The organism is Mesorhizobium sp. M0998, assembly GCF_040318885.1.
Lineage (GTDB): Bacteria > Pseudomonadota > Alphaproteobacteria > Rhizobiales > Rhizobiaceae > Mesorhizobium.
The window spans coordinates 154,754-172,596 of sequence record NZ_JAMYND010000002.1; the positions used below are offsets into that span (position 1 = coordinate 154,754).

The following is a 17,843-nucleotide window of genomic DNA, read 5'->3' on the forward strand; positions in this document are numbered from 1 at the left end:
CAATCTCCCTTCGATTCCACCGCAGGCCGCGAGATCTCACGCGTTGCTCCGGTCTGCCCTCACACAACCAGCAGATGCATTGCTGCCCGGCATGTGCGCGCGGTTGGTTGATTATGGCTCCTAACACCAAGCGCGCTTCGATGTTCCCGTGCCCAGCCCGAGGCGGGGTCGCTTTCGGAGCGCAGCGTTCCGGGAACTTTGTTGAAGCAAGGGAACAAACCTTTCGCCCGGAAGTTTGGGGCGGCAAAGCCATTCGTATGAGGAGTTGTCGTGAAACGTATACTGGTCACGGGAGGCTGCGGTTTTATCGGCCGCCACGTCGCCCAGGAACTCGTTGAACATGGCTATGGGGTTTCAATTCTCGATGCGCTGCTGGACCAGGTGCATGGTGGCGAGGCAATCAGCCTGCCGCCAGGCGCCAAGCTGATCAAAGGCGACGTTCGCGATCGCGACGGCATCTCAGAGGCGGTCGACGATGTCGACGCGATCATTCACCTGGCGGCTGAAGTGGGCGTCGGCCAGTCCATGTACGAGATCGCCCGCTATGTCGGCGCCAACGACCTCGGCACCGCCACGTTGCTGGAAGCGCTGATCAAACGCCCGATCGAACGGATCGTCGTTGCTTCGTCGATGAGCGTCTATGGCGAGGGTCTCTATGCGACGCCGGACGGCCGGCGCATCGACAATGCAAGACGGCAGCCGGACGATATCCGCAGCGCCCAATGGAATCCCCTGTCCCCGGAAGGTGAAGTCCTGTCGCCGCTGCCGACCGACGAACAGAAACCGGTCGATCTCGCCTCAATTTACGCGCTGACGAAATACGCCCAGGAACGCGCCGTACTGATCTTCGGCGAAGCCTATGGGGTCGATGCGGTGGCGCTGCGCCTGTTCAATGTCTTCGGCGCCGGACAGGCGCTCTCGAACCCGTATACCGGCGTCCTCGCGAACTTCGCCTCGCGCATCGCCAACGGCCAGCGGCCGCTGATCTTCGAGGACGGCGAACAGCAGCGCGATTTCGTGCATGTACGCGACGTCGCCCGCGCCTTCCGGCTGGCGCTGGAACAGCCGCAGGCACGCGGCCACGTCATCAACATCGGCAGCGGGCGAGCCTACGCGGTCAGCGATGTCGCCCGGCTGCTCGCCGAAGCGATGGGCGTGCCTGGCCGCCAGCCGGAAATCCTCGGCAAGGCACGCTCCGGCGATATCCGCAATTGCTTTGCCGACATCTCCAAGGCGCGCGAACTGCTCGGCTTCCAGCCGCAGTACCGGCTGGAGCATTCGCTCGGCGATTTCGTCGCCTGGGTGCGCAACACGGTCGCCATCGATCGCAGCGCCGAGATGAAGCGGGAACTCGAAGCGCGAGGGCTGGTATCATGAGACCGGAGTCACCCGATTTTCGCGAAATGCCCATCGCCATTATCGGCGGCAGCGGCTTCATCGGCTCCAACCTCGCCGACAGCCTGTTGTCGGATGGCGAACTGGTGCTGGTCATCGACAACCTGAGCCGTCCCGGCGTCGAGCAGAACCTGGAATGGCTGACGCAAAAGCACGGCAGCCGCCTGACCATCGAAATCGCCGATATCCGCGACGCAGAGGCGCTCGCGCCGCTGGTGGCGCGTTCGAAGGCGGTTTTCCACTTTGCCGCGCAGACCGCCGTCACCACGAGCCTGGTTCGGCCGGACGAGGATTTCGACGTTAACCTGCGCGGAACGTTCAACGTCCTGGAAGCCGCTCGCCGCGGCGGCAAGCGCATCCCCGTCGTTTTCGCCAGCACCAACAAGGTCTATGGCCGCCTCGCCGACCTCGCCATGCGCGAAGAGGACGGCAGATACGCGCCTCGCGACGCGGCCATCCATGCGCACGGCATCGACGAGACGCGCGGCCTCGATTTCTGCACGCCCTATGGCTGCTCCAAGGGCGCGGCGGACCAGTATGTCCTCGACTACGCCAAGTCATACGACCTGCCGACGGCGGTGCTGCGCATGAGCTGCATCTATGGACCGCGCCAGTTCGGGACGGAGGATCAGGGCTGGGTCGCCCACTTCCTGCTTAGCGCCTTCTCCGACCGGCCGATCACCATCTATGGCGACGGCAAGCAGGTGCGCGACATCCTCCACGTTGCCGATGCGGTCGCGGCCTATCGCGCCGTGCTCGACCGGATCGAGGAAATCAGCGGCCAGGCATTCAATCTCGGCGGCGGACCACAAAACGCCGTCAGCCTGCGCATGCTGCTGAAGGAGATTCGCGACATAACGAAACGTGACGTTCCGATCCGTTACGACCGCGAACGCACCGGCGACCAACCGTTCTTCGTCGCCGACACACGCGCGATCGAGGCGGCGCTGGGATGGAAAGCGCACGTCCCGTGGCAAAACGGCATCCGCGACCTCGCCGACTGGCTGCAGCGTCATCGCCTCGACCCGCATCCCGAACCGGCGAGGTACGTGGCATGAAGGTCGCCCTGGTCAATCCGTCCTGGACGTACCAGGACAGCATCTATTTCGGCTGCCGCCAACCGCATCTGCCGCTCGAACTCGGCTATTCGAAAGCGCTGCTCGAAGCCGCCGGCCACGAGGTGCTGATGCTGGACGGGCAGATCCAGAAGCTCGACAACGCCGCGCTCGCCGATCGCGTCGCCGCATTCGAGCCTGGCATGACCGTCGTCAGCACCGCGCCGACCTACCTGTTCTGGCGCTGCGCACCGCCCGAGTTGCGCGTGGCGGCCGATTTCCTCAACCATCTTGCCGGGCGCGGCGGTCGCACCGTCGCCGTCGGGCCGCATGGCTCGGCGACGCCGACGCCGACTTTGCGCAAGCTTGGCGTCGACATCGTCGTGCGCGGCGAATGCGAGGAAGTGGTCGCGGAACTTGCCCGACGCGACGACTGGACTGCGGTGCCGTCCACGGCCCATTTCGAGGATGGAGAACTGGTCTCGAACGGCGGCGTGCATGCGAGCTCGTTCATCGATCACCCGCCGCTCGAATGGCCATCGGACTGGATTGCCGCCCATTCGCACCACCATCATCGCTTCGACGACAACCAGGTCGGTTTTGGCGCGGAGGTCGAGGCGTCACGCGGCTGCCCGTATAATTGCAGCTTCTGCGCCAAGATCGATTTCCGCGATGCCTATCGCCGCCGGAACCACGAAGCAGTGATCGCCGAGATCGACCGGCTGATCGCACAGGGTGTCGGCTACATCTACTTCATCGACGAGATCTTCCTGCCGCAAAAGGCATTGCTGGAGGCGCTGGTCGATCGCGATGTGAAGTTCGGCGTGCAGACCCGTATTGACCTCTGGAAGCCGGAATTGCTGAAGCTGCTCGGTGCCGCCGGCTGCGTCTCGATCGAGGCGGGCCTGGAAAGCCTGACTGTGGAAGGCCGCGCCATGCTGGCAAAACGCTGCCGTTTGGGCACCGAGGAGCTGGCCGCGTTGCTGGTCGACGCAAGGCGCCACGTGCCGTTCGTGCAGGCCAATCTGATCGGCGTGGTCGAGGACGATCCCGCGCTCGTCGATTATTGGCGGAAGCACCTGATCGACAACGGCGTTTGGGCCAACGAACCGGTGCCGCTCTATCCTTATCCGAGTTCGCCGAGCTACCGCGAACTTTGGGGCGAGCCGGACGATCTCGCCTGGGAGCGCGCGCATGAACATTACCTCGCATCCTTCCGAACGTTCAGCGACATCCAGGAGAAGCGTCCGCGTCCGCTGGCCGAATTGGAGGCCACATGTTGCGGACGCTGAGCCCGCCGCGTCGCATACTGATGACCGTCGATGCCGTCGGTGGCGTCTGGCGCTATGCGCTCGATCTGGCCAGGCAACTGGTCGCCGGCGGCGACAGCGTCGTGCTTGCCGGGCTTGGTCCGGAACCGTCCAGGCAGCAGGCGGAGGAGGCCCAGTCATTCGCGGCGCTGACCTGGCTCAACACGCCGCCCGACTGGATGACCCGCAACGAGCACGACCTCGACACATTACAGCAGGAGCTGCACCCGCTCATACGTGACTACGCCGTCGAAATCGTCCATCTCAACGCGCCGACGCAGGCCGCGGGGCTCGATGTGCCCTGCCCGGTCGTGACGGTGTCGCATTCCTGCGTGGTGACATGGTTCCACGCCGTCAAGGGAAAGGCGGCGGACGGCGAATGGGCTTGGCAGAAGGACCGCAACCGGCGCGGTTTCGACAAAGCAGGCATTATCGTTGCACCCAGCCGCAGCCATGCCGACATGCTCGAAACCTGCTACGGGCCGATCGCCCACCTGAGCGTCGTCGGCAACGGGGCGCGGCCCGGCGCGAAGAGCGAAAGACGGGAATCGGTGGTTTTCGCCGCCGCGCGCTGGTGGGACGAAGGAAAGAATGCGGCGGTGCTGGACCAGGCCGCCTCCCTGACGCAATGGCCGGTCTTCGTCGCCGGCTCCTTGCAGGGCCCGGACGGCCAGCATGTTGGCTTCAGTCACGCCGTTCCGGTCGGACCGGTGCCACATGAGGAAGTGCGCTCGCTGATGGCCCGGGCAGGCATTTTCGTATCGCCGTCGCTCTACGAACCGTTCGGCCTGGCCACGCTGGAAGCCGCGATGTCGAAGACGCCTTTGGTGCTCGCCGATATCTCGACCTATCGCGAATTGTGGGACGGGGCGGCCATGTTCTTCGACGCGCGCGATTCGGGCGATCTCGCCAGATGCGTCAACAGCCTTTGCAGCGACGCGCAGCGCCGGCGAGAGCTCGGTGAAGCAGCGGCTCGCCGAAGCCGCAGATTTTCATTGGCAAGGCAGGCGACCGCCATGCGCGGCGTTTACGACAAGGCGGCCCTGGCCACCATGGCGGATAGTTGATCATGCGGTTTTTGTTCTACACCCACTCGATCGTTTCCGACTGGAACCACGGCAACGCACATTTCCTGCGCGGCATCATGCGCGAGCTGGTCGCGCGCGGGCACCAGGCTATCGCGCTGGAGCCCGCCGACGGCTGGAGCCGGTCGAACCTGCTGGCCGAGAAAGGGTCCTTCGCGATCGAGCGATTCCGGAAGGACTTTCCCGAGTTGATGCCGGTGACCTACGATGCCGCTTTCGACCACGAAGCCTGGATCTCCGACGCCGATGTGGTGATCGTGCATGAGTGGACCGAGCCGGACCTTGTTGCGCGGCTGGGCAGGGCGAAAGCAACTGGCGGCCGTTTCACGCTGCTGTTCCACGACACGCACCATCGCGCTATCTCGGCTACGCAAGCGATTTCCGCCTTGCGGCTTGAACATTACGACGGCGTGCTCGCCTTCGGCGAGGCGCTGCGGGAAAGCTATCTTCGCGCCGGATGGGGCAAGCGGGTCTTCACCTGGCATGAAGCAGCCGATGACCACCTGTTCCAGCCGCATCCTGAAATCGAGCGTGGTTCCGACCTTATCTGGATCGGCAATTGGGGCGACGACGAGCGCAGTGCCGAAATCAGGGAGTTCCTGGTCGGCCCGGTGCGTGAACTCGGCCTGAGCGGAACCGTCCACGGCGTTCGCTATCCGCGGGAGGCGCTCGCCGACCTTGCGGCCGCCGGCCTGCGCTGCGAAGGCTGGATCGCCAATGCCGACGTGCCGAAGGCATTCGCGGCGAACCGCATCACGATTCACATCCCGCGGCGTCCATACCGCGAAAGCCTGCCCGGCATCCCGACCATCCGCATGTTCGAGGCGCTCGCCTGCGGCATCCCGCTGGTTTCGGCGCCGTGGTCCGATGTCGAATGCCTGTTCAGGCCAGGCGTAGATTTTCTGTTTGCAAACAACGGTTCCGAGATGCGGCGTCATCTTCGCGCCGTGCTGCACGACGCGGATCTCGCCGCTTCTCTGGCGACGTCGGGCCTCGAGACCATTCGCTTGCGGCACACATGCCGGCACCGGGCGGATGAGCTGTTCGGCGTGCTCGCCGAATGCGGGCACCGCCAAGCCGCCGACACGATCCTTGCAAAGGAGGCCGCCGAATGAAGATCGCATTTTACGGGTCGAGCCTGCTGTCGTCCTATTGGAACGGCGCGGCCACCTATTACCGCGGACTGCTCAAGGCCCTGGCAAGGCTCGGCTACGACATCACCTTCTACGAGCCGGACGTCTACGATCGCCAGAAGAACCGCGATATCGAGGCGCCGGACTGGTGTGCCGTCGTCGTCTACGAGGCCACTCCGCATGCCATGATGCAGGTGGCGGCGCGAGCGGCGGAGGCAGATATCGTCGTCAAGGCGAGCGGCGTCGGTTTCGCCGACGACGCGCTCCTGCGGGCGGTGCTCGATCACGCCCGTGCCGATGCGCTCACCGTATTCTGGGATGTCGATGCGCCGGCGACGCTTGGCCAGTTGCGCGACGAGCCCGACCATCCGCTGCATCGCGCGCTGCAGGAAATCGACCTCGTGCTGACCTATGGCGGCGGCGACCCGGTGGTCTGGGCCTATCGGGCAATGGGGGCGGCCGAATGCGTGCCGATCTACAACGCGCTCGATCCGGAAACGCATCATCCGGTCGGCAAGGATATGCGCTTTGCCTGCGATCTCGCCTTTCTCGGCAACCGGCTGCCGGACCGCGAGGCGCGCGTCGAGGCCTTCTTCCTCGACCCGGCCGGCCGCTCCGCCGATCAGCGCTTCCTGCTCGGCGGATCGGGCTGGGGCGACAAGCAGATGCCCGCCAATGTCCGATGGCTCGGCCATGTCGGCACGCGTGACCACAATGCATTGAACGTCACGGCCAAGGCGGTGCTGAACATCAGCCGCGACAGCATGGCGGCCAATGGCTTTTCACCTGCGACGCGCGTTTTCGAGGCGGCGGGCGCCGGCGCATGCCTCATCACCGACGCCTGGCTCGGCGTGGACCTGTTCCTGAAACCCGGAGAGGAAATCCTGGTCGCGCGCGATGGCGAGGACGTCGCCGAGATCATGCAAAGCCTTAGTGCCGAACGGGCTAAGGCGATCGGGACATCGGCGCTTCGGCGCGTGCTTGGCGAACATACCTATACGACACGTGCCATTTTGGCCGACGCCATCTTCAGGCGCCATTTCGAGCGTCCGACCGTGGAGGCGGCCGAATGACAAAGCCGCTCGACATCGTCTTTCTTGGCCTGTCGCTCTCCTCATCCTGGGGAAACGGCCACGCCACCACCTTTCGGGGGCTGCTTAAAGGTCTCCACGAACTCGGCCACCGCGTCACTTTTCTCGAACGCGACGTGCCGTGGTACGCAAGTCACCGGGATCTGCGCGATCCCGATTTCTGCGCCTTGCGCTACTATGAAACGATCGATGATCTTCGCCGCAATTTTGCGCGCTGCCTGCGCGATGCCGATATCGTGGTCGTCGGCTCCTTCGTTCCCGAAGGCCCTGAAATCATCGACGTCGTGGCATCGCTGTGCACGGGTCAGTTCTGCTTCTACGACATCGACACGCCGATCACGCTGGCAAAGCTTTCGAGCGATGATTGCGAGTACATTGGCCGGCGGCAGGTCCCGTATTTCGACGTCTATTTCTCCTTCACCGGCGGGCCGACGCTTGCCCGTCTGACGGCGGAATTCGGCGCGAGGCGGGCCGAGCCGCTCTACTGCTCCGTCGACCCGGAACGGCATCACGGAACCGGTGATCCAACTCGATGGGATCTCGGCTATCTCGGCACCTACAGCCCCGACCGCCAGGCGACGCTGGAGGCGCTGCTGTTCGAACCGGCGCGTCGCATGCCGGAGCGCCGCTTCGTCGTGGCAGGCTCGCAATATCCGCGCGAAATCGCCTGGCCGGACAATGTGGATCGCATCGAACACCTGCCGCCGGCAGATCACGCCGCCTTTTACAGCCGCCAACGCTACACGTTGAACGTCACGCGCAGTTCCATGATCGCGGCCGGATGGTCGCCCAGCGTGCGCCTCTTCGAGGCAGCCGCCTGCGGTACGGCGATCATCAGCGATAGCTGGGCCGGACTGGACAGCCTGTTTCCAGAGCGGACGATCCACACGGCTCGCAGGACCGAGGACGTAGTCGGTATCCTGTCCGGGGAATCCGACGGCGCCCGGCTTGCCATGGCCAGGCAGGCGCGCGTGCTCATCCTCGCAGCTCACACAAGCATCGCAAGAGCCCGCGAATTCGTTTCGCTGCTGGCGCAGGCCAAATCGCCACGTTCTGTTCTCGATCTGGACGTCGAGAGCGCAGCATGACCCGCAGACGGGAGAAGATAGAGATGCAGCTATCAAGAAAGGCGCAACGGACCAAGACCGTGCTTGTCGCCGGCGGCGCAGGTTTCCTCGGTTCGCATCTTTGCGAGACAATGTTCCAGGCCGGCTGGCGCGTGATCTGCGTCGACAATTTCCTTACCGGCCGCATGGAGAACATAGCATCGATCGCCGATCGTCCGGATTTTCGGCTGATCAAGCAAGACATTTGCCGACCGTTGGAGCTTGGCGAACCGGTTGACCGCATCTTCAACATGGCGTGCGCGGCCTCGCCGCCGCGTTACCAGGCCGACCCGGTCCATACGACGCGGACTTGCGTCATCGGAACGCTCAATCTGCTGGAGCTCGCCGCCCGCAATGGCGCCCGGTTCCTGCAGGCGTCCACCAGCGAAATTTATGGCGATCCCGAACAGCATCCGCAGAAGGAAGACTATGTCGGCCACGTGAACTGCATCGGCCCCCGCGCCTGCTATGACGAAGGCAAGCGCACCGCCGAAACCTTATGCTTCGATTATTTGAGAATGGGAAAGGCCGATATCCGTGTCGCGCGCATCTTCAACACCTATGGTCCCAGGATGGACCCTGCGGACGGACGGATCGTTTCCAATCTGATCATGCAGGCACTCGAGAGACGGCCGCTGACGATATTCGGCGACGGGCTGCAGACCAGGTCGTTCTGCTACGTTTCCGATCTGGTCGACGGCTTGATCCGGTTGATGGAGGTCGATCCCAATCCACGCCAGCCGGTTAATCTGGGCAATCCGGGGGAGTTCACCATCCTGCAACTGGCGAGCCTGGTGAGAGGCATGACCGCAACCAAATCGGGCCTGAAATTCCTGCCGCTGCCGCAAGACGATCCTCGTCGTCGGCAACCCGACATTTCCCGCGCAAGAAAGCTTCTCGGCTGGTCGCCAAAAGTGCCGCTCAGGCAGGGTTTGATGCACACGATCGGCTATTTTGCCGAGCTTGAGACGGCGCAGATGATCGACAGAAGACGTCGAATTGCCGCCACCGTGCGTTCTGCATCAGGCCGGCTGCAAAACCTGCCGGCCTGAGGCGAGGAGTGCTGGCCGCTGCATGATCGCGCGGTCGTTTCGGATTGGTCACTTTTTCTCGTCGCGGGAACAACCCGTCCAGCTTCTGGTTCTGCCAAGGTACCGGCATGGAGACGATTGTGCATCCGAAGCGATCCGCCAAAGACATCGAACAAATGGCCGCAAAGGAGACGGCTGCCTTCCTGCGGCGCGCCTCTATTACCTATCTGGAATGTTGTGTGAGCCTGATGATGACGCATCTTCAGCGCGAGGAGGTAGCCGCCATCCTCGAAAAGGAAGCGGATATGCTGCGCCGGCTGGACTGATCCCGCTCGAGCGGCGGCAGGTCGCCTTGGCTTTCCAGGAAACGAAGCAGCGCGGCAGCGTAACGTCTTGCCGCGGCCGCCAGCCGGATCTGTTCCCGATCATCGCCCGATCGCTCAGCCATGCTCCACAAGCCAAGCTGGAAGGCGAGATAGCAGGGCTCGTAGTAGTGGACCAGTTTGGCATCGACGGGACGAGACGTAGTCGCCTCGACAGCTTTGCACAGTGCCGCAGTCGCCGCGTCGGAGAGGCTGTACTCGACACGGGCGCCGGCAATGTCCCAGGCGATGTCCTGGCAGCCGATCAGATCGTGCGATCGGCAATGGTCGAGGGCGTCCGTCTTGATCAGCGTTCCGCCGCGCGAAAGGATGAACTCCCACGGATGAAGCCGCCCGTCGATTTCGACCCGCTGCATGGTCTTTGGTGGAGCCTGTTTCGAGAACCAGTTCCGCAGCTCCGCCGCGCGGCTTTCGCCCAAAGCCTCGCTTGTATTCCGCACGGCCATGTCGGCAAGCGCCTTCAGCGAGGCGCCCGGTTCGGAGGCGGGCAGATTGGCTGCGCGCCAGGACAGATAGCGCGCGAGATGAGCGACCATTTTTTGTTTCGAATGCCTTGCCCGCTCCAGCGTTGCACCGTCGCTCCAGCGTTCGACGAGAAAGCCATGGCACAGCCCGGCAATTTCCGGGCCAAAGCCTGCGTCATGCAGCCTCCTGGCAGTCTCGGCCTTGTGCATTCCGATTTCACCGAGGCCGACGAATTTGACCGACCATTTTTCCCGGCCCGCAGAAGCAAGAAACTTTCGCCGCTCGAAGCCGCGGTGGACGGGTGGCCAATGATCCTGCGAGCCATAATGCAAGCGACGCCACTCTCCGGCGGATATTTCCATCAGGCTGACCGCTGCGCGGCCGATCGTCCTGGCCACCCAATCCCGCAGCGCCGGCAGAGCGGATCCCGCGGGGAAAGTCCGTTCGAAATCCGCTGTGTGTTGTTGGCAAACCGTCCATGCCTCACGGATGTCCGCCGATGCCTCGGCCCCCGGCCCACCCGAATGGCTGGGGAACAGATGGATGCGCCCGGCATCGATATCCAGCGCTTGCAGCCATGCGACGACGGCGTGAAACGAGCTGCCGGACAGGCCCGGGCCCTCATCGACGATGGCAAAGCGGGCCGACGGCTTCGCCATCCAGCTACCGATCAACTCCGGATCGGCGGCAAGCCGCCTGCGAAACGGATGACCGGTCGGACGGACGCTGACGGGTGCCGGTGCGCCGATGGCTGCAGCCACTATCGCTGCAAGCCCCAGGCCGATGCTGCGGATGCCGATTACGCATGTGTTCGCATCGAGACCCGACTGCCGCGCGGCGACCAAATAGCTTTCCGGATAGAGCGCGTAATGCGCGTAGCCCTCGGCCGTGCCGATGAGGATTTCGCCGTCGCAATCGAGTTCGGCCAGCATTCGCGGCACGTCGGCATCGATCGGGCCGTCGACGGCGAATCCGGCCCTCCACGATCTGCCCACGTCCCGGGCCAAGCCGACCAGGAGATTTGCGCCCGCGATCCGCTGTCGGGAATTCCTGTCCATGCCGTTGGCCTCGAATTCAGCATCGGCAAGGCCCTGGACCAATTCCGAGGTCTTGATGAACAGGCCGACCAGGGCTGCGTGGCGTTCGATCCCGCTGGGCATGTCCGCAATGTGCCCGGCCGCTTCGCAGGCCGAGCTGCGAACATGTCGCGCGCTCTCAATTCGCTTGTGGTCGCCATAGACGATCATTGTCCCGTCCCGGTTGGCCTCACTGCACAACTCGGCGAGCGCTACTTTGATCCACCATCGGTTGCACGATTTTTGCAGCCGGCAAGGAACAATCAGCGAGGCAGGCGGTTTGGCACGAAGAACTTACCTTCAACAGCATAGGCAGCGGTTTCGTGGGATCGAAGAAAGTTCGGATCGGAATAGTCGGCGTCGGCAACTGCGCCTCCTCCCTTGTTCAGGGCATCACCTATTACCGCGACGCAAGAAGCAATGAGCCCATACCCGGGCTGATGCATGCCGATCTTGGCGGCTACCATGTCAAGGACATCGAGGTGGTCTGCGCTTTCGACGTCGCCAAGGGCAAGGTCGGACGCGATGTGGCCGACGCGATCTACAGCGCGCCGAACAATACTTTCCGCTTTGCCAATGTAGCGCCTACCGGCGCCCGCGTCGAACGCGGACCGACGCTGGATGGCATCGGCAAATATCTGCGTGACGAGATCGTGGAGGCCGACGAACCCGTCGCCAACATCAGCAAGATCCTCGCCGAAAGCGGCGCCGAAATCCTGGTGTCATATCTGCCTGTCGGTTCGGAGGAGGCAACGCGCTTTTATGCCGAGTGCGCGCTCGAGGCGGGCTGTGCCTTCGTCAACTGCATACCCGTCTTCATCGCCTCGCGGCCGGAGTGGCGCCGGCGCTTCGAGCAGCACGGCCTGCCGCTGATCGGCGACGACATCAAGAGCCAGGTCGGTGCGACGATCGTCCACCGGCTGCTCGCCAACCTGTTCCGCGAGCGCGGCGTGCGCATCGATCGCACCTACCAGCTCAATTTCGGCGGCAACACCGACTTCCTCAACATGCTGGAGCGCGAGCGGCTGGAATCGAAGAAGATCTCAAAGACGCAATCCGTCACCAGCCAGATCGACGTTCCCCTGGAGCCCGGCAACATTCACGTCGGGCCGAGCGACCATGTCCCGTGGCTGACCGATCGCAAGTGGGCCTATATCCGGGTCGAAGGCACGACCTTTGGCGGCGTACCGCTCAATGCCGAGCTCAAGCTGGAAGTGTGGGATTCGCCCAATTCGGCCGGCGTCGTCATCGATGCGGTGCGTTGCGCCAAGCTGGCGCTCGACCGCGGTATCGCGGGCGCGCTGACCGGTCCGTGCAGCTATTTCATGAAATCGCCGCCCGAGCAGTTCACCGACGCGGAAGCGCGCCAGCGCACGCTCTCTTTTATCGCCGGCAAGGACGAGCCGATGCTCGATGCCGCGGAATGACGACGACGTTCTTTCTGGTGCGCCACGCCGCGCACGACAATGTCGGCTGTTATCTTGCCGGAAGGATGGCCGGCGTTTGCCTCGGCGAAGCCGGCAAGGCACAGGCCTCGCATCTGGCAGACCGCATGGCACGTGAGGCGATAGCGGCAATCTTCTGCAGCCCGCGCGAACGCACGCAGGAGACTGCCAATCCGATCGCGCTCGCCTGCAATGCCGGTGAAATCGCGATCCGCGAGGAGATCGATGAGATCGACTTCGGCACCTGGTCGGGGAAGACCTTCGAGGAGCTGAACCAGGATGCCGACTGGCGGGTGTGGAACGACCAGCGTCAGCAGGCGAGAACACCGAGCGGCGAGACCATGCTGGACGTGCAGCAACGCGTCGTCTCATTGATCGAGCAGGTCCGCGGCACGTACCAGAACCAGGGCGTCGCACTGGTCAGCCATGCCGACGTCATCAAGGCCGCCGTGTGCAAGGTGCTCGGCCTGTCGCTGGGGAACTGCTTTCGCTTCGATATCGACCCAGCCTCGATCACCACGGTTGTTTGGGGGGACTGGGGGTCGAAGCTGATCAGACTCAACGAAGCTGCCTGACGAGGAATTGCCGGATGCGCATGGCTATTTTCGGTCTTACCGTGACATCGTCGTGGGGCAATGGGCACGCCACACTGTGGCGCGGATTGATCCGGGCGATGGCCGGGCTGGGCTGGTCCATCACCTTCTTCGAACGCAACACTCCCTATTATGCCGGGACGCGCGACCTCGATCAGTTGGATGGCGGCAGCATTGTCCTTTATCCGGACTGGCAGGACATCCAGAGCGTTGCCGAGCAGGCGATGAGTGAGGCCGATGTCGTCATCGTCACCTCCTATTGCCCCGATGCCGTGAGCGCGTCGCGCCTTGCCCACCAGGCCTGCCGCGGACTGAAGGTGTTCTACGATCTGGACACGCCGGTGACGCTGGCGCGGATCGAACAAGGTGAGCCTCCGGCCTATTTCGGGCCGGAAGGGCTTCGCGATTTCGATCTCGTGCTGAGCTACACGGGAGGAACCGCGATCGACGCATTGAGGTCGATGCTGGGTGCGCGCCACGTCATGCCGCTCTACGGCCATGTCGATCCAGAGCGACACCGGCCGGCTCTGCCCAGGCCGGAGTTTGCCGGCGACCTTTCCTATCTCGGGACCTATGCGGCAGACCGCCAGGCCGGGGTCGAGAGGCTGCTGGTCAGTCCGGCTGCGCGCCTGCCGGAGCGCCGCTTCATCATTGGCGGCGCACAATATCCGCAGGAATTCCCGTGGAGCGACAATATTTTCTTCGTCCGTCACCTGCCGCCCGCCGACCACCCCGCCTTCTTTTCATCATCACGGCTGACTCTGAATGTGACCCGCGAGGCGATGGCAGAAAGGGGCTGGTGCCCATCCGGCCGGCTGTTCGAAGCCGCCGCTTGCGGTGCCGCGATGGTGAGCGACACATGGCCGGGACTGCAGGCCTTTTTCCGGCCCGGCGAAGAGATCGTCGTGGCGAACAGCACCGACGACGTGGTCGCCGCGCTCGACCTGTCCGACGCCGAGCTTGACGCCATCCGCCGCCGAGCGCGCGAGCGGGTGCTGGAGGAACACACCTCGGCACGGCGCGCGAAGGAATTCGACCGCATCCTGTCCGATGCACTGCACGGCTCCACGCATGGCGAGCCGTTGAAGGAGGCAGTTTGATGTTGGGCATCGTGCCCGCAGCCGGACGGGGAAGCCGCATCCAGCCGCTCGGCTTTTCGAAGGAGCTTCTGCCGGTCGGCAGCCGCATCGACGGCAACACCGAGCGGCCTTGCGCGGTCAGCGAATACCTGGTGCGCCGCATGGTGCGCGCGGGGGCCGACAAGATCTGCTTCGTCATCGGCTCGGGTAAGTCGGATATCCTCGAATATTATTCTGCCGGCTATGCCGACGCGACTGCGCTGTTTGTGGTGCAGCCCTCTCCGGTCGGCCTTTGCGACGCCATCTTCCGTGCCGCACCGCTCGTCACAGCCGATGAGACCGTTCTGGTCGGGTTGCCCGATACGATCTGGTTTCCCGAAGACGGCTTCCTGGCCCTCCCGGACGACGGCCTGTCCTTCCTGCTGTTTCCGGTGGACCAGCCGGAGTTCTTCGACGCCGTCGTTGTCGACCAGGACAGCCGGGTGAAGCAAATCCAGGTCAAACAGCAGAATGCCGCGTCGAACTGGATCTGGGGTGCGTTCAAGATGCCCGGCCGCACCCTTCACCAGCTCGCCGCGCTGTGGCGGGAACGGGACCGGTGCGACGAATATATCGGCACGCTGGTCAATGCCTATCTCGCCGCCGGAGGCGATGCCTGCGGCATCAAGGCTGGCACCGCCTATGTCGACGTCGGCACCTTCAACGGCTATCGCACCGCACTTCGCCTGCTTGAAAGCGCCGCCGGTACCAAGGACGACCAAGCCGCCATTACGCTGCCCGGCCACCAGCACGTCCCTGTCCTCGCAGGCGAAGGAGGCTAGCCATGCTGCATTCCGATGCCGAAATCCGCCGCCGTATCGATGCGCTCGGCCCATGGTTCCACAATATGGAACTGGCCGGCATCGAAACCGCTCCCGACCATTTCCTTGGCAACTATCCGCTGATCAAATGGCGCAAATTCGCCGACGCCATTCCCGCCGATCTTTCCGGCAAGGCGGTGCTCGACATAGGCTGCAATGCGGGTTTCTATTCGATCGAGATGAAACGCCGCGGCGCCGGCCGCGTGCTTGGCATCGATTTCGATGAGGCTTACCTGGCGCAGGCGCGCTTTGCCGCCGAGGTAGCAGACTGCGACATCGAATTCCGGCAGCTCTCGGTCTACGACGTTGGCGCCCTGCATGAGCGGTTCGACATCGTGCTGTTCATGGGCGTGCTCTACCATTTGCGCCATCCCTTGCTCGCACTCGATCTGATCCGGGAGCACGTCGCCCGGGACCTGATGATCTTCCAGTCGATGCAGCGCGGCAGCACCAACGTGCCGGCGCTCGAGCAGAATTATCATTTCTGGACCCACGACCTGTTCGACCGGCCGGAGTTCCCAAAGCTGCATTTCATCGAGCATCGCTATGCCGACGACCCGACCAACTGGTGGATTCCCAATCGCGCCTGCACCGAAGCCATGCTGCGCAGCGCCGGCTTCGAGATCGTGCTGCAACCGGAGCAGGAGGTCTATTTCTGCCGCACCGGCGACGTGCCGGCCGGCGGCGGCGCCGTCTACCCGTCGAAAGGACAGATAAATGATTGAAGCCGCCATGATCTGGAACGAGCCCAACAACAAATCCCACTGGGATCCCGAGCTCGACCCCGACTGGAGTCGCTTCGCCGCTACGGCAATCCTGGCCGCTGACGCGATCGCGTTGGAGAATCCGGCCTTGACCAAGGTCCTTGGCGGCATCTCGCCGATCGATGCCGGCTTCATGACACGGATGAAGGAATTCGGCGTGCTCGATCATGTCGACGCAGTCGCCGTGCACGGCTTTCCGCTCGACTGGAACCTCTGGCAGATCCACGAATGGCCGCAGAAGATCGGCGAGATTTCGGCTGTCACCGATCTTCCGGTATGGGTCAGCGAGGTCGGCGTGTCGACCTTCGGCGCCGAGGAGGTACAGGTCTGGGGCCTGCGCCGGACCGCGGAATTGCTGATCGGCAACGCACCGCGCATCCAATGGTACAGCCTCTACGACCTGCCGCGCGAGTGGGAAGCGACGACGCGCCATCGCGAGGCGGAAGGCTCGTCTTACTACCGCCATTTCTACATGGGCTTGCTCCGCCAGGACGGCACGCCAAAGCCCGCGCTTGAGGAGTTCCTGCACCACACGCCGGCAATGGGACTGGTGCAGTGGTTCCATTTCGAAGATCACCGGCTGGACGATGCCGTTGCCTGGATGAAACGCCTCGGCGTCACCAATCTGCGCACCGGGCTTTCCTGGGCCGACAGCTTCAGGCCGAACGCACTTGACTGGTTCGACCGGCAGATGGAAGCTTTGGCCGACTTCGACGTGACGGTTACTTTCTGCTTCACGCCGGAACACCGCGGAATGATGCCGCACCACAGCAGTCCGCCGCTGGTGCCGGAGGAATTCGCCGACTTCTGCGCGGCAATGACGCGCCGATATGCCGGCAGCATCGCTGCCCCTTCGTTCGGCAGGCTGCGCGCCTCCGCAGCGTGAGGAGCTTCGGCTCTCCAGCCATGACGCTCACCGTCCTCAACGTCGCCTATCCCCTCGCCCCGGTCGGGCCGGATGCGGTCGGTGGTGCCGAGCAGGTGCTGTCGATGCTCGACCAGGCGCTCGTACAGGCCGGACACCGCTCGATCGTGATCGGCTGCCAGGGCTCGAGCGCTGCGGGTGTCCTCATCGAGACGCCGGCCGAACCGGGCGTGCTCGATGAAGCGGCCAAGCGCCGGGCGCAGCGTGCTCATTGCGCCGCAATTGCTACCGCACGGGCTCGCTGGCGAATCGACGTGGTCCATTTGCACGGTATCGATTTCGATGCCTATCTGCCGGGCGACGGGCCGACATTGGTGACCCTGCATTTGCCGCTCGACTGGTATCCGGCCGACGCCCTCAATCCGGCGCGGGAGGATCTGTGGCTGCATGCGGTATCGGCGGCTCAGCAAAGAACCGCGCCGCCGGGAGCCAGGCTGATTGGGCCGATTCCCAACGGAGTGGACGTCGACGCGCTGAGCGAGCCGCAGGCCAAACACGACTTTGCGCTCGTGCTCAGCCGCGTCTGCCCGGAAAAGGGCATCCATCTGGCGCTCGACGCAGCCAAGAAGGCCAGCGTGCCGCTGGTCATCGGTGGCAAGGTCTACCCCTATGAAACGCACACAACGTATTTTCGCGACGAGGTCGAACGCCGGCTGGACGACCGGCGCCGCTTCCTTGGTCCGCTCGGCTTTGTCGCCAAGCGGCGCCTGCTGAATACAGCCCGCTGCCTAGTCATCCCGAGCCTTGCCGCGGAGACCAGTTCGCTCGTCGCAATGGAGGCGCTCGCCTGCGGCACCCCTGTGGTGGCCTTCCCGAATGGCGCACTGCCGGATGTGGTCGAGCACGGCAAGACCGGGTATCTGGTCGGGGATGTCGACGAGATGGCCGAAGCCATCGCTGCCGCACGCAGCCTGGACCCCGAGACCTGCCGAGCCGAGGCGCGGCGGCGCTTTTCACTCGACCGCATGGTTTCCTCCTACATGGACGCCTATCGGGCGCTGGCACGGCTCGGCACAGACAGCGGGCAGCTCGCGACGGCGAGGTGAG

At 63.9% G+C, this 17,843-nt stretch carries 17 protein-coding genes; 16 read left to right on the plus strand and 1 reads right to left on the minus strand.

The features are described from left to right. Positions 1-270: 270 nt before the first annotated feature. The 9 genes from NKH59_RS02570 (at position 271) to NKH59_RS02610 (ending at position 9,532) form a co-directional block, all read left to right on the plus strand. Positions 271-1,377: an NAD-dependent epimerase/dehydratase family protein gene (locus NKH59_RS02570; RefSeq protein ID WP_352502188.1), complete on the plus strand. Its 1,107-nt coding sequence runs from the start codon at positions 271-273 to the stop codon at positions 1,375-1,377. Further along, positions 1,374-2,453 carry an NAD-dependent epimerase/dehydratase family protein gene (locus NKH59_RS02575; protein WP_352502187.1) on the plus strand — a complete coding sequence of 360 codons (1,080 nt, stop codon included), beginning with the start codon at positions 1,374-1,376 and terminating at the stop codon, positions 2,451-2,453. The genes NKH59_RS02570 and NKH59_RS02575 overlap by 4 nt, the downstream gene beginning before the upstream one ends. Continuing rightward, a complete protein-coding gene (locus NKH59_RS02580; RefSeq protein WP_352502186.1) occupies positions 2,450-3,742 on the plus strand; it encodes a TIGR04295 family B12-binding domain-containing radical SAM protein in 1,293 nt (430 codons plus the stop codon). The genes NKH59_RS02575 and NKH59_RS02580 overlap by 4 nt, the downstream gene beginning before the upstream one ends. Further along, positions 3,727-4,827, plus strand: a complete 1,101-nt coding sequence (locus NKH59_RS02585) for a glycosyltransferase family 4 protein (protein WP_352502185.1) — start codon at positions 3,727-3,729, stop codon at positions 4,825-4,827. Before NKH59_RS02580 ends, NKH59_RS02585 begins: the two co-directional genes overlap by 16 nt. Positions 4,828-4,829: 2 nt before the next feature. Continuing rightward, a complete protein-coding gene (locus NKH59_RS02590; protein WP_352830885.1) occupies positions 4,830-5,960 on the plus strand; it encodes a CgeB family protein in 1,131 nt (376 codons plus the stop codon). Further along, a complete protein-coding gene (locus NKH59_RS02595) occupies positions 5,957-7,051 on the plus strand; it encodes a CgeB family protein (RefSeq protein WP_352502183.1) in 1,095 nt (364 codons plus the stop codon). The genes NKH59_RS02590 and NKH59_RS02595 overlap by 4 nt, the downstream gene beginning before the upstream one ends. After that, positions 7,048-8,157: a CgeB family protein gene (locus NKH59_RS02600; RefSeq protein ID WP_352502182.1), complete on the plus strand. Its 1,110-nt coding sequence runs from the start codon at positions 7,048-7,050 to the stop codon at positions 8,155-8,157. The genes NKH59_RS02595 and NKH59_RS02600 overlap by 4 nt, the downstream gene beginning before the upstream one ends. Positions 8,158-8,180: 23 nt before the next feature. Further along, positions 8,181-9,227 (plus strand): UDP-glucuronic acid decarboxylase family protein, encoded by a 1,047-nt coding sequence (locus tag NKH59_RS02605; protein WP_352472879.1) that lies wholly within the window; start codon positions 8,181-8,183, stop codon positions 9,225-9,227. 107 nt (positions 9,228-9,334) lie between these two features. Beyond that, positions 9,335-9,532 (plus strand): hypothetical protein, encoded by a 198-nt coding sequence (locus tag NKH59_RS02610; RefSeq protein ID WP_023676132.1) that lies wholly within the window; start codon positions 9,335-9,337, stop codon positions 9,530-9,532. Here the strand turns inward: NKH59_RS02610 and NKH59_RS02615 are convergent. Next, positions 9,469-11,214 carry a hypothetical protein gene (locus NKH59_RS02615; RefSeq protein ID WP_353020781.1) on the minus strand — a complete coding sequence of 582 codons (1,746 nt, stop codon included), beginning with the start codon at positions 11,212-11,214 and terminating at the stop codon, positions 9,469-9,471. The genes NKH59_RS02610 and NKH59_RS02615 overlap by 64 nt on opposite strands. Positions 11,215-11,453: 239 nt before the next feature. Here NKH59_RS02615 and NKH59_RS02620 point away from each other — a divergent pair, with 239 nt between their 5' ends. From NKH59_RS02620 to NKH59_RS02650, 7 genes are read left to right on the plus strand one after another with little or no spacing between them, the layout of a single operon-like run. Next, a complete protein-coding gene (locus NKH59_RS02620) occupies positions 11,454-12,557 on the plus strand; it encodes an inositol-3-phosphate synthase (protein WP_352488477.1) in 1,104 nt (367 codons plus the stop codon). Continuing rightward, the gene (locus tag NKH59_RS02625; RefSeq protein ID WP_352472876.1) at positions 12,554-13,150 is read left to right on the plus strand and encodes a histidine phosphatase family protein; all 597 of its coding nucleotides are present in this window, start codon (positions 12,554-12,556) and stop codon (positions 13,148-13,150) included. Before NKH59_RS02620 ends, NKH59_RS02625 begins: the two co-directional genes overlap by 4 nt. A 14-nt stretch (positions 13,151-13,164) precedes the next feature. After that, the gene (locus tag NKH59_RS02630) at positions 13,165-14,268 is read left to right on the plus strand and encodes a CgeB family protein (RefSeq protein WP_353020783.1); all 1,104 of its coding nucleotides are present in this window, start codon (positions 13,165-13,167) and stop codon (positions 14,266-14,268) included. Next, positions 14,268-15,068, plus strand: coding sequence for a nucleotidyltransferase family protein (locus tag NKH59_RS02635; protein ID WP_352502179.1), 801 nt, complete (start codon positions 14,268-14,270; stop codon positions 15,066-15,068). Before NKH59_RS02630 ends, NKH59_RS02635 begins: the two co-directional genes overlap by 1 nt. A gap of 2 nt (positions 15,069-15,070) precedes the next feature. Further along, positions 15,071-15,832, plus strand: a complete 762-nt coding sequence (locus NKH59_RS02640; RefSeq protein WP_352502178.1) for a TIGR04290 family methyltransferase — start codon at positions 15,071-15,073, stop codon at positions 15,830-15,832. Then, entirely contained in the window at positions 15,825-16,757 is a 933-nt protein-coding gene (locus NKH59_RS02645) for a glycoside hydrolase 5 family protein (RefSeq protein WP_352502177.1), read from the plus strand. The genes NKH59_RS02640 and NKH59_RS02645 overlap by 8 nt, the downstream gene beginning before the upstream one ends. A 20-nt stretch (positions 16,758-16,777) precedes the next feature. Beyond that, positions 16,778-17,842 (plus strand): glycosyltransferase, encoded by a 1,065-nt coding sequence (locus NKH59_RS02650; protein WP_352830888.1) that lies wholly within the window; start codon positions 16,778-16,780, stop codon positions 17,840-17,842. Position 17,843 lies beyond the last annotated feature (1 nt).

Bases quoted from the DNA above. Each gene is read 5' to 3' on its own strand.
- NKH59_RS02575 (WP_352502187.1), top strand. From the start codon at position 1,374: ATGAGACCGGAGTCACCCGATTTTCGCGAAATGCCCATCGCCATTATC.
- NKH59_RS02580 (WP_352502186.1), top strand. From the start codon at position 2,450: ATGAAGGTCGCCCTGGTCAATCCGTCCTGGACGTACCAGGACAGCATC.
- NKH59_RS02585 (WP_352502185.1), top strand. From the start codon at position 3,727: ATGTTGCGGACGCTGAGCCCGCCGCGTCGCATACTGATGACCGTCGAT.
- NKH59_RS02590 (WP_352830885.1), top strand. From the start codon at position 4,830: ATGCGGTTTTTGTTCTACACCCACTCGATCGTTTCCGACTGGAACCAC.
- NKH59_RS02595 (WP_352502183.1), top strand. From the start codon at position 5,957: ATGAAGATCGCATTTTACGGGTCGAGCCTGCTGTCGTCCTATTGGAAC.
- NKH59_RS02600 (WP_352502182.1), top strand. From the start codon at position 7,048: ATGACAAAGCCGCTCGACATCGTCTTTCTTGGCCTGTCGCTCTCCTCA.
- NKH59_RS02605 (WP_352472879.1), top strand. From the start codon at position 8,181: ATGCAGCTATCAAGAAAGGCGCAACGGACCAAGACCGTGCTTGTCGCC.
- NKH59_RS02610 (WP_023676132.1), top strand. From the start codon at position 9,335: ATGGAGACGATTGTGCATCCGAAGCGATCCGCCAAAGACATCGAACAA.
- NKH59_RS02615 (WP_353020781.1), bottom strand. From the start codon at position 11,214: ATGCCCAGCGGGATCGAACGCCACGCAGCCCTGGTCGGCCTGTTCATC.
- NKH59_RS02625 (WP_352472876.1), top strand. From the start codon at position 12,554: ATGACGACGACGTTCTTTCTGGTGCGCCACGCCGCGCACGACAATGTC.
- NKH59_RS02630 (WP_353020783.1), top strand. From the start codon at position 13,165: ATGCGCATGGCTATTTTCGGTCTTACCGTGACATCGTCGTGGGGCAAT.
- NKH59_RS02635 (WP_352502179.1), top strand. From the start codon at position 14,268: ATGTTGGGCATCGTGCCCGCAGCCGGACGGGGAAGCCGCATCCAGCCG.
- NKH59_RS02640 (WP_352502178.1), top strand. From the start codon at position 15,071: ATGCTGCATTCCGATGCCGAAATCCGCCGCCGTATCGATGCGCTCGGC.
- NKH59_RS02645 (WP_352502177.1), top strand. From the start codon at position 15,825: ATGATTGAAGCCGCCATGATCTGGAACGAGCCCAACAACAAATCCCAC.
- NKH59_RS02650 (WP_352830888.1), top strand. From the start codon at position 16,778: ATGACGCTCACCGTCCTCAACGTCGCCTATCCCCTCGCCCCGGTCGGG.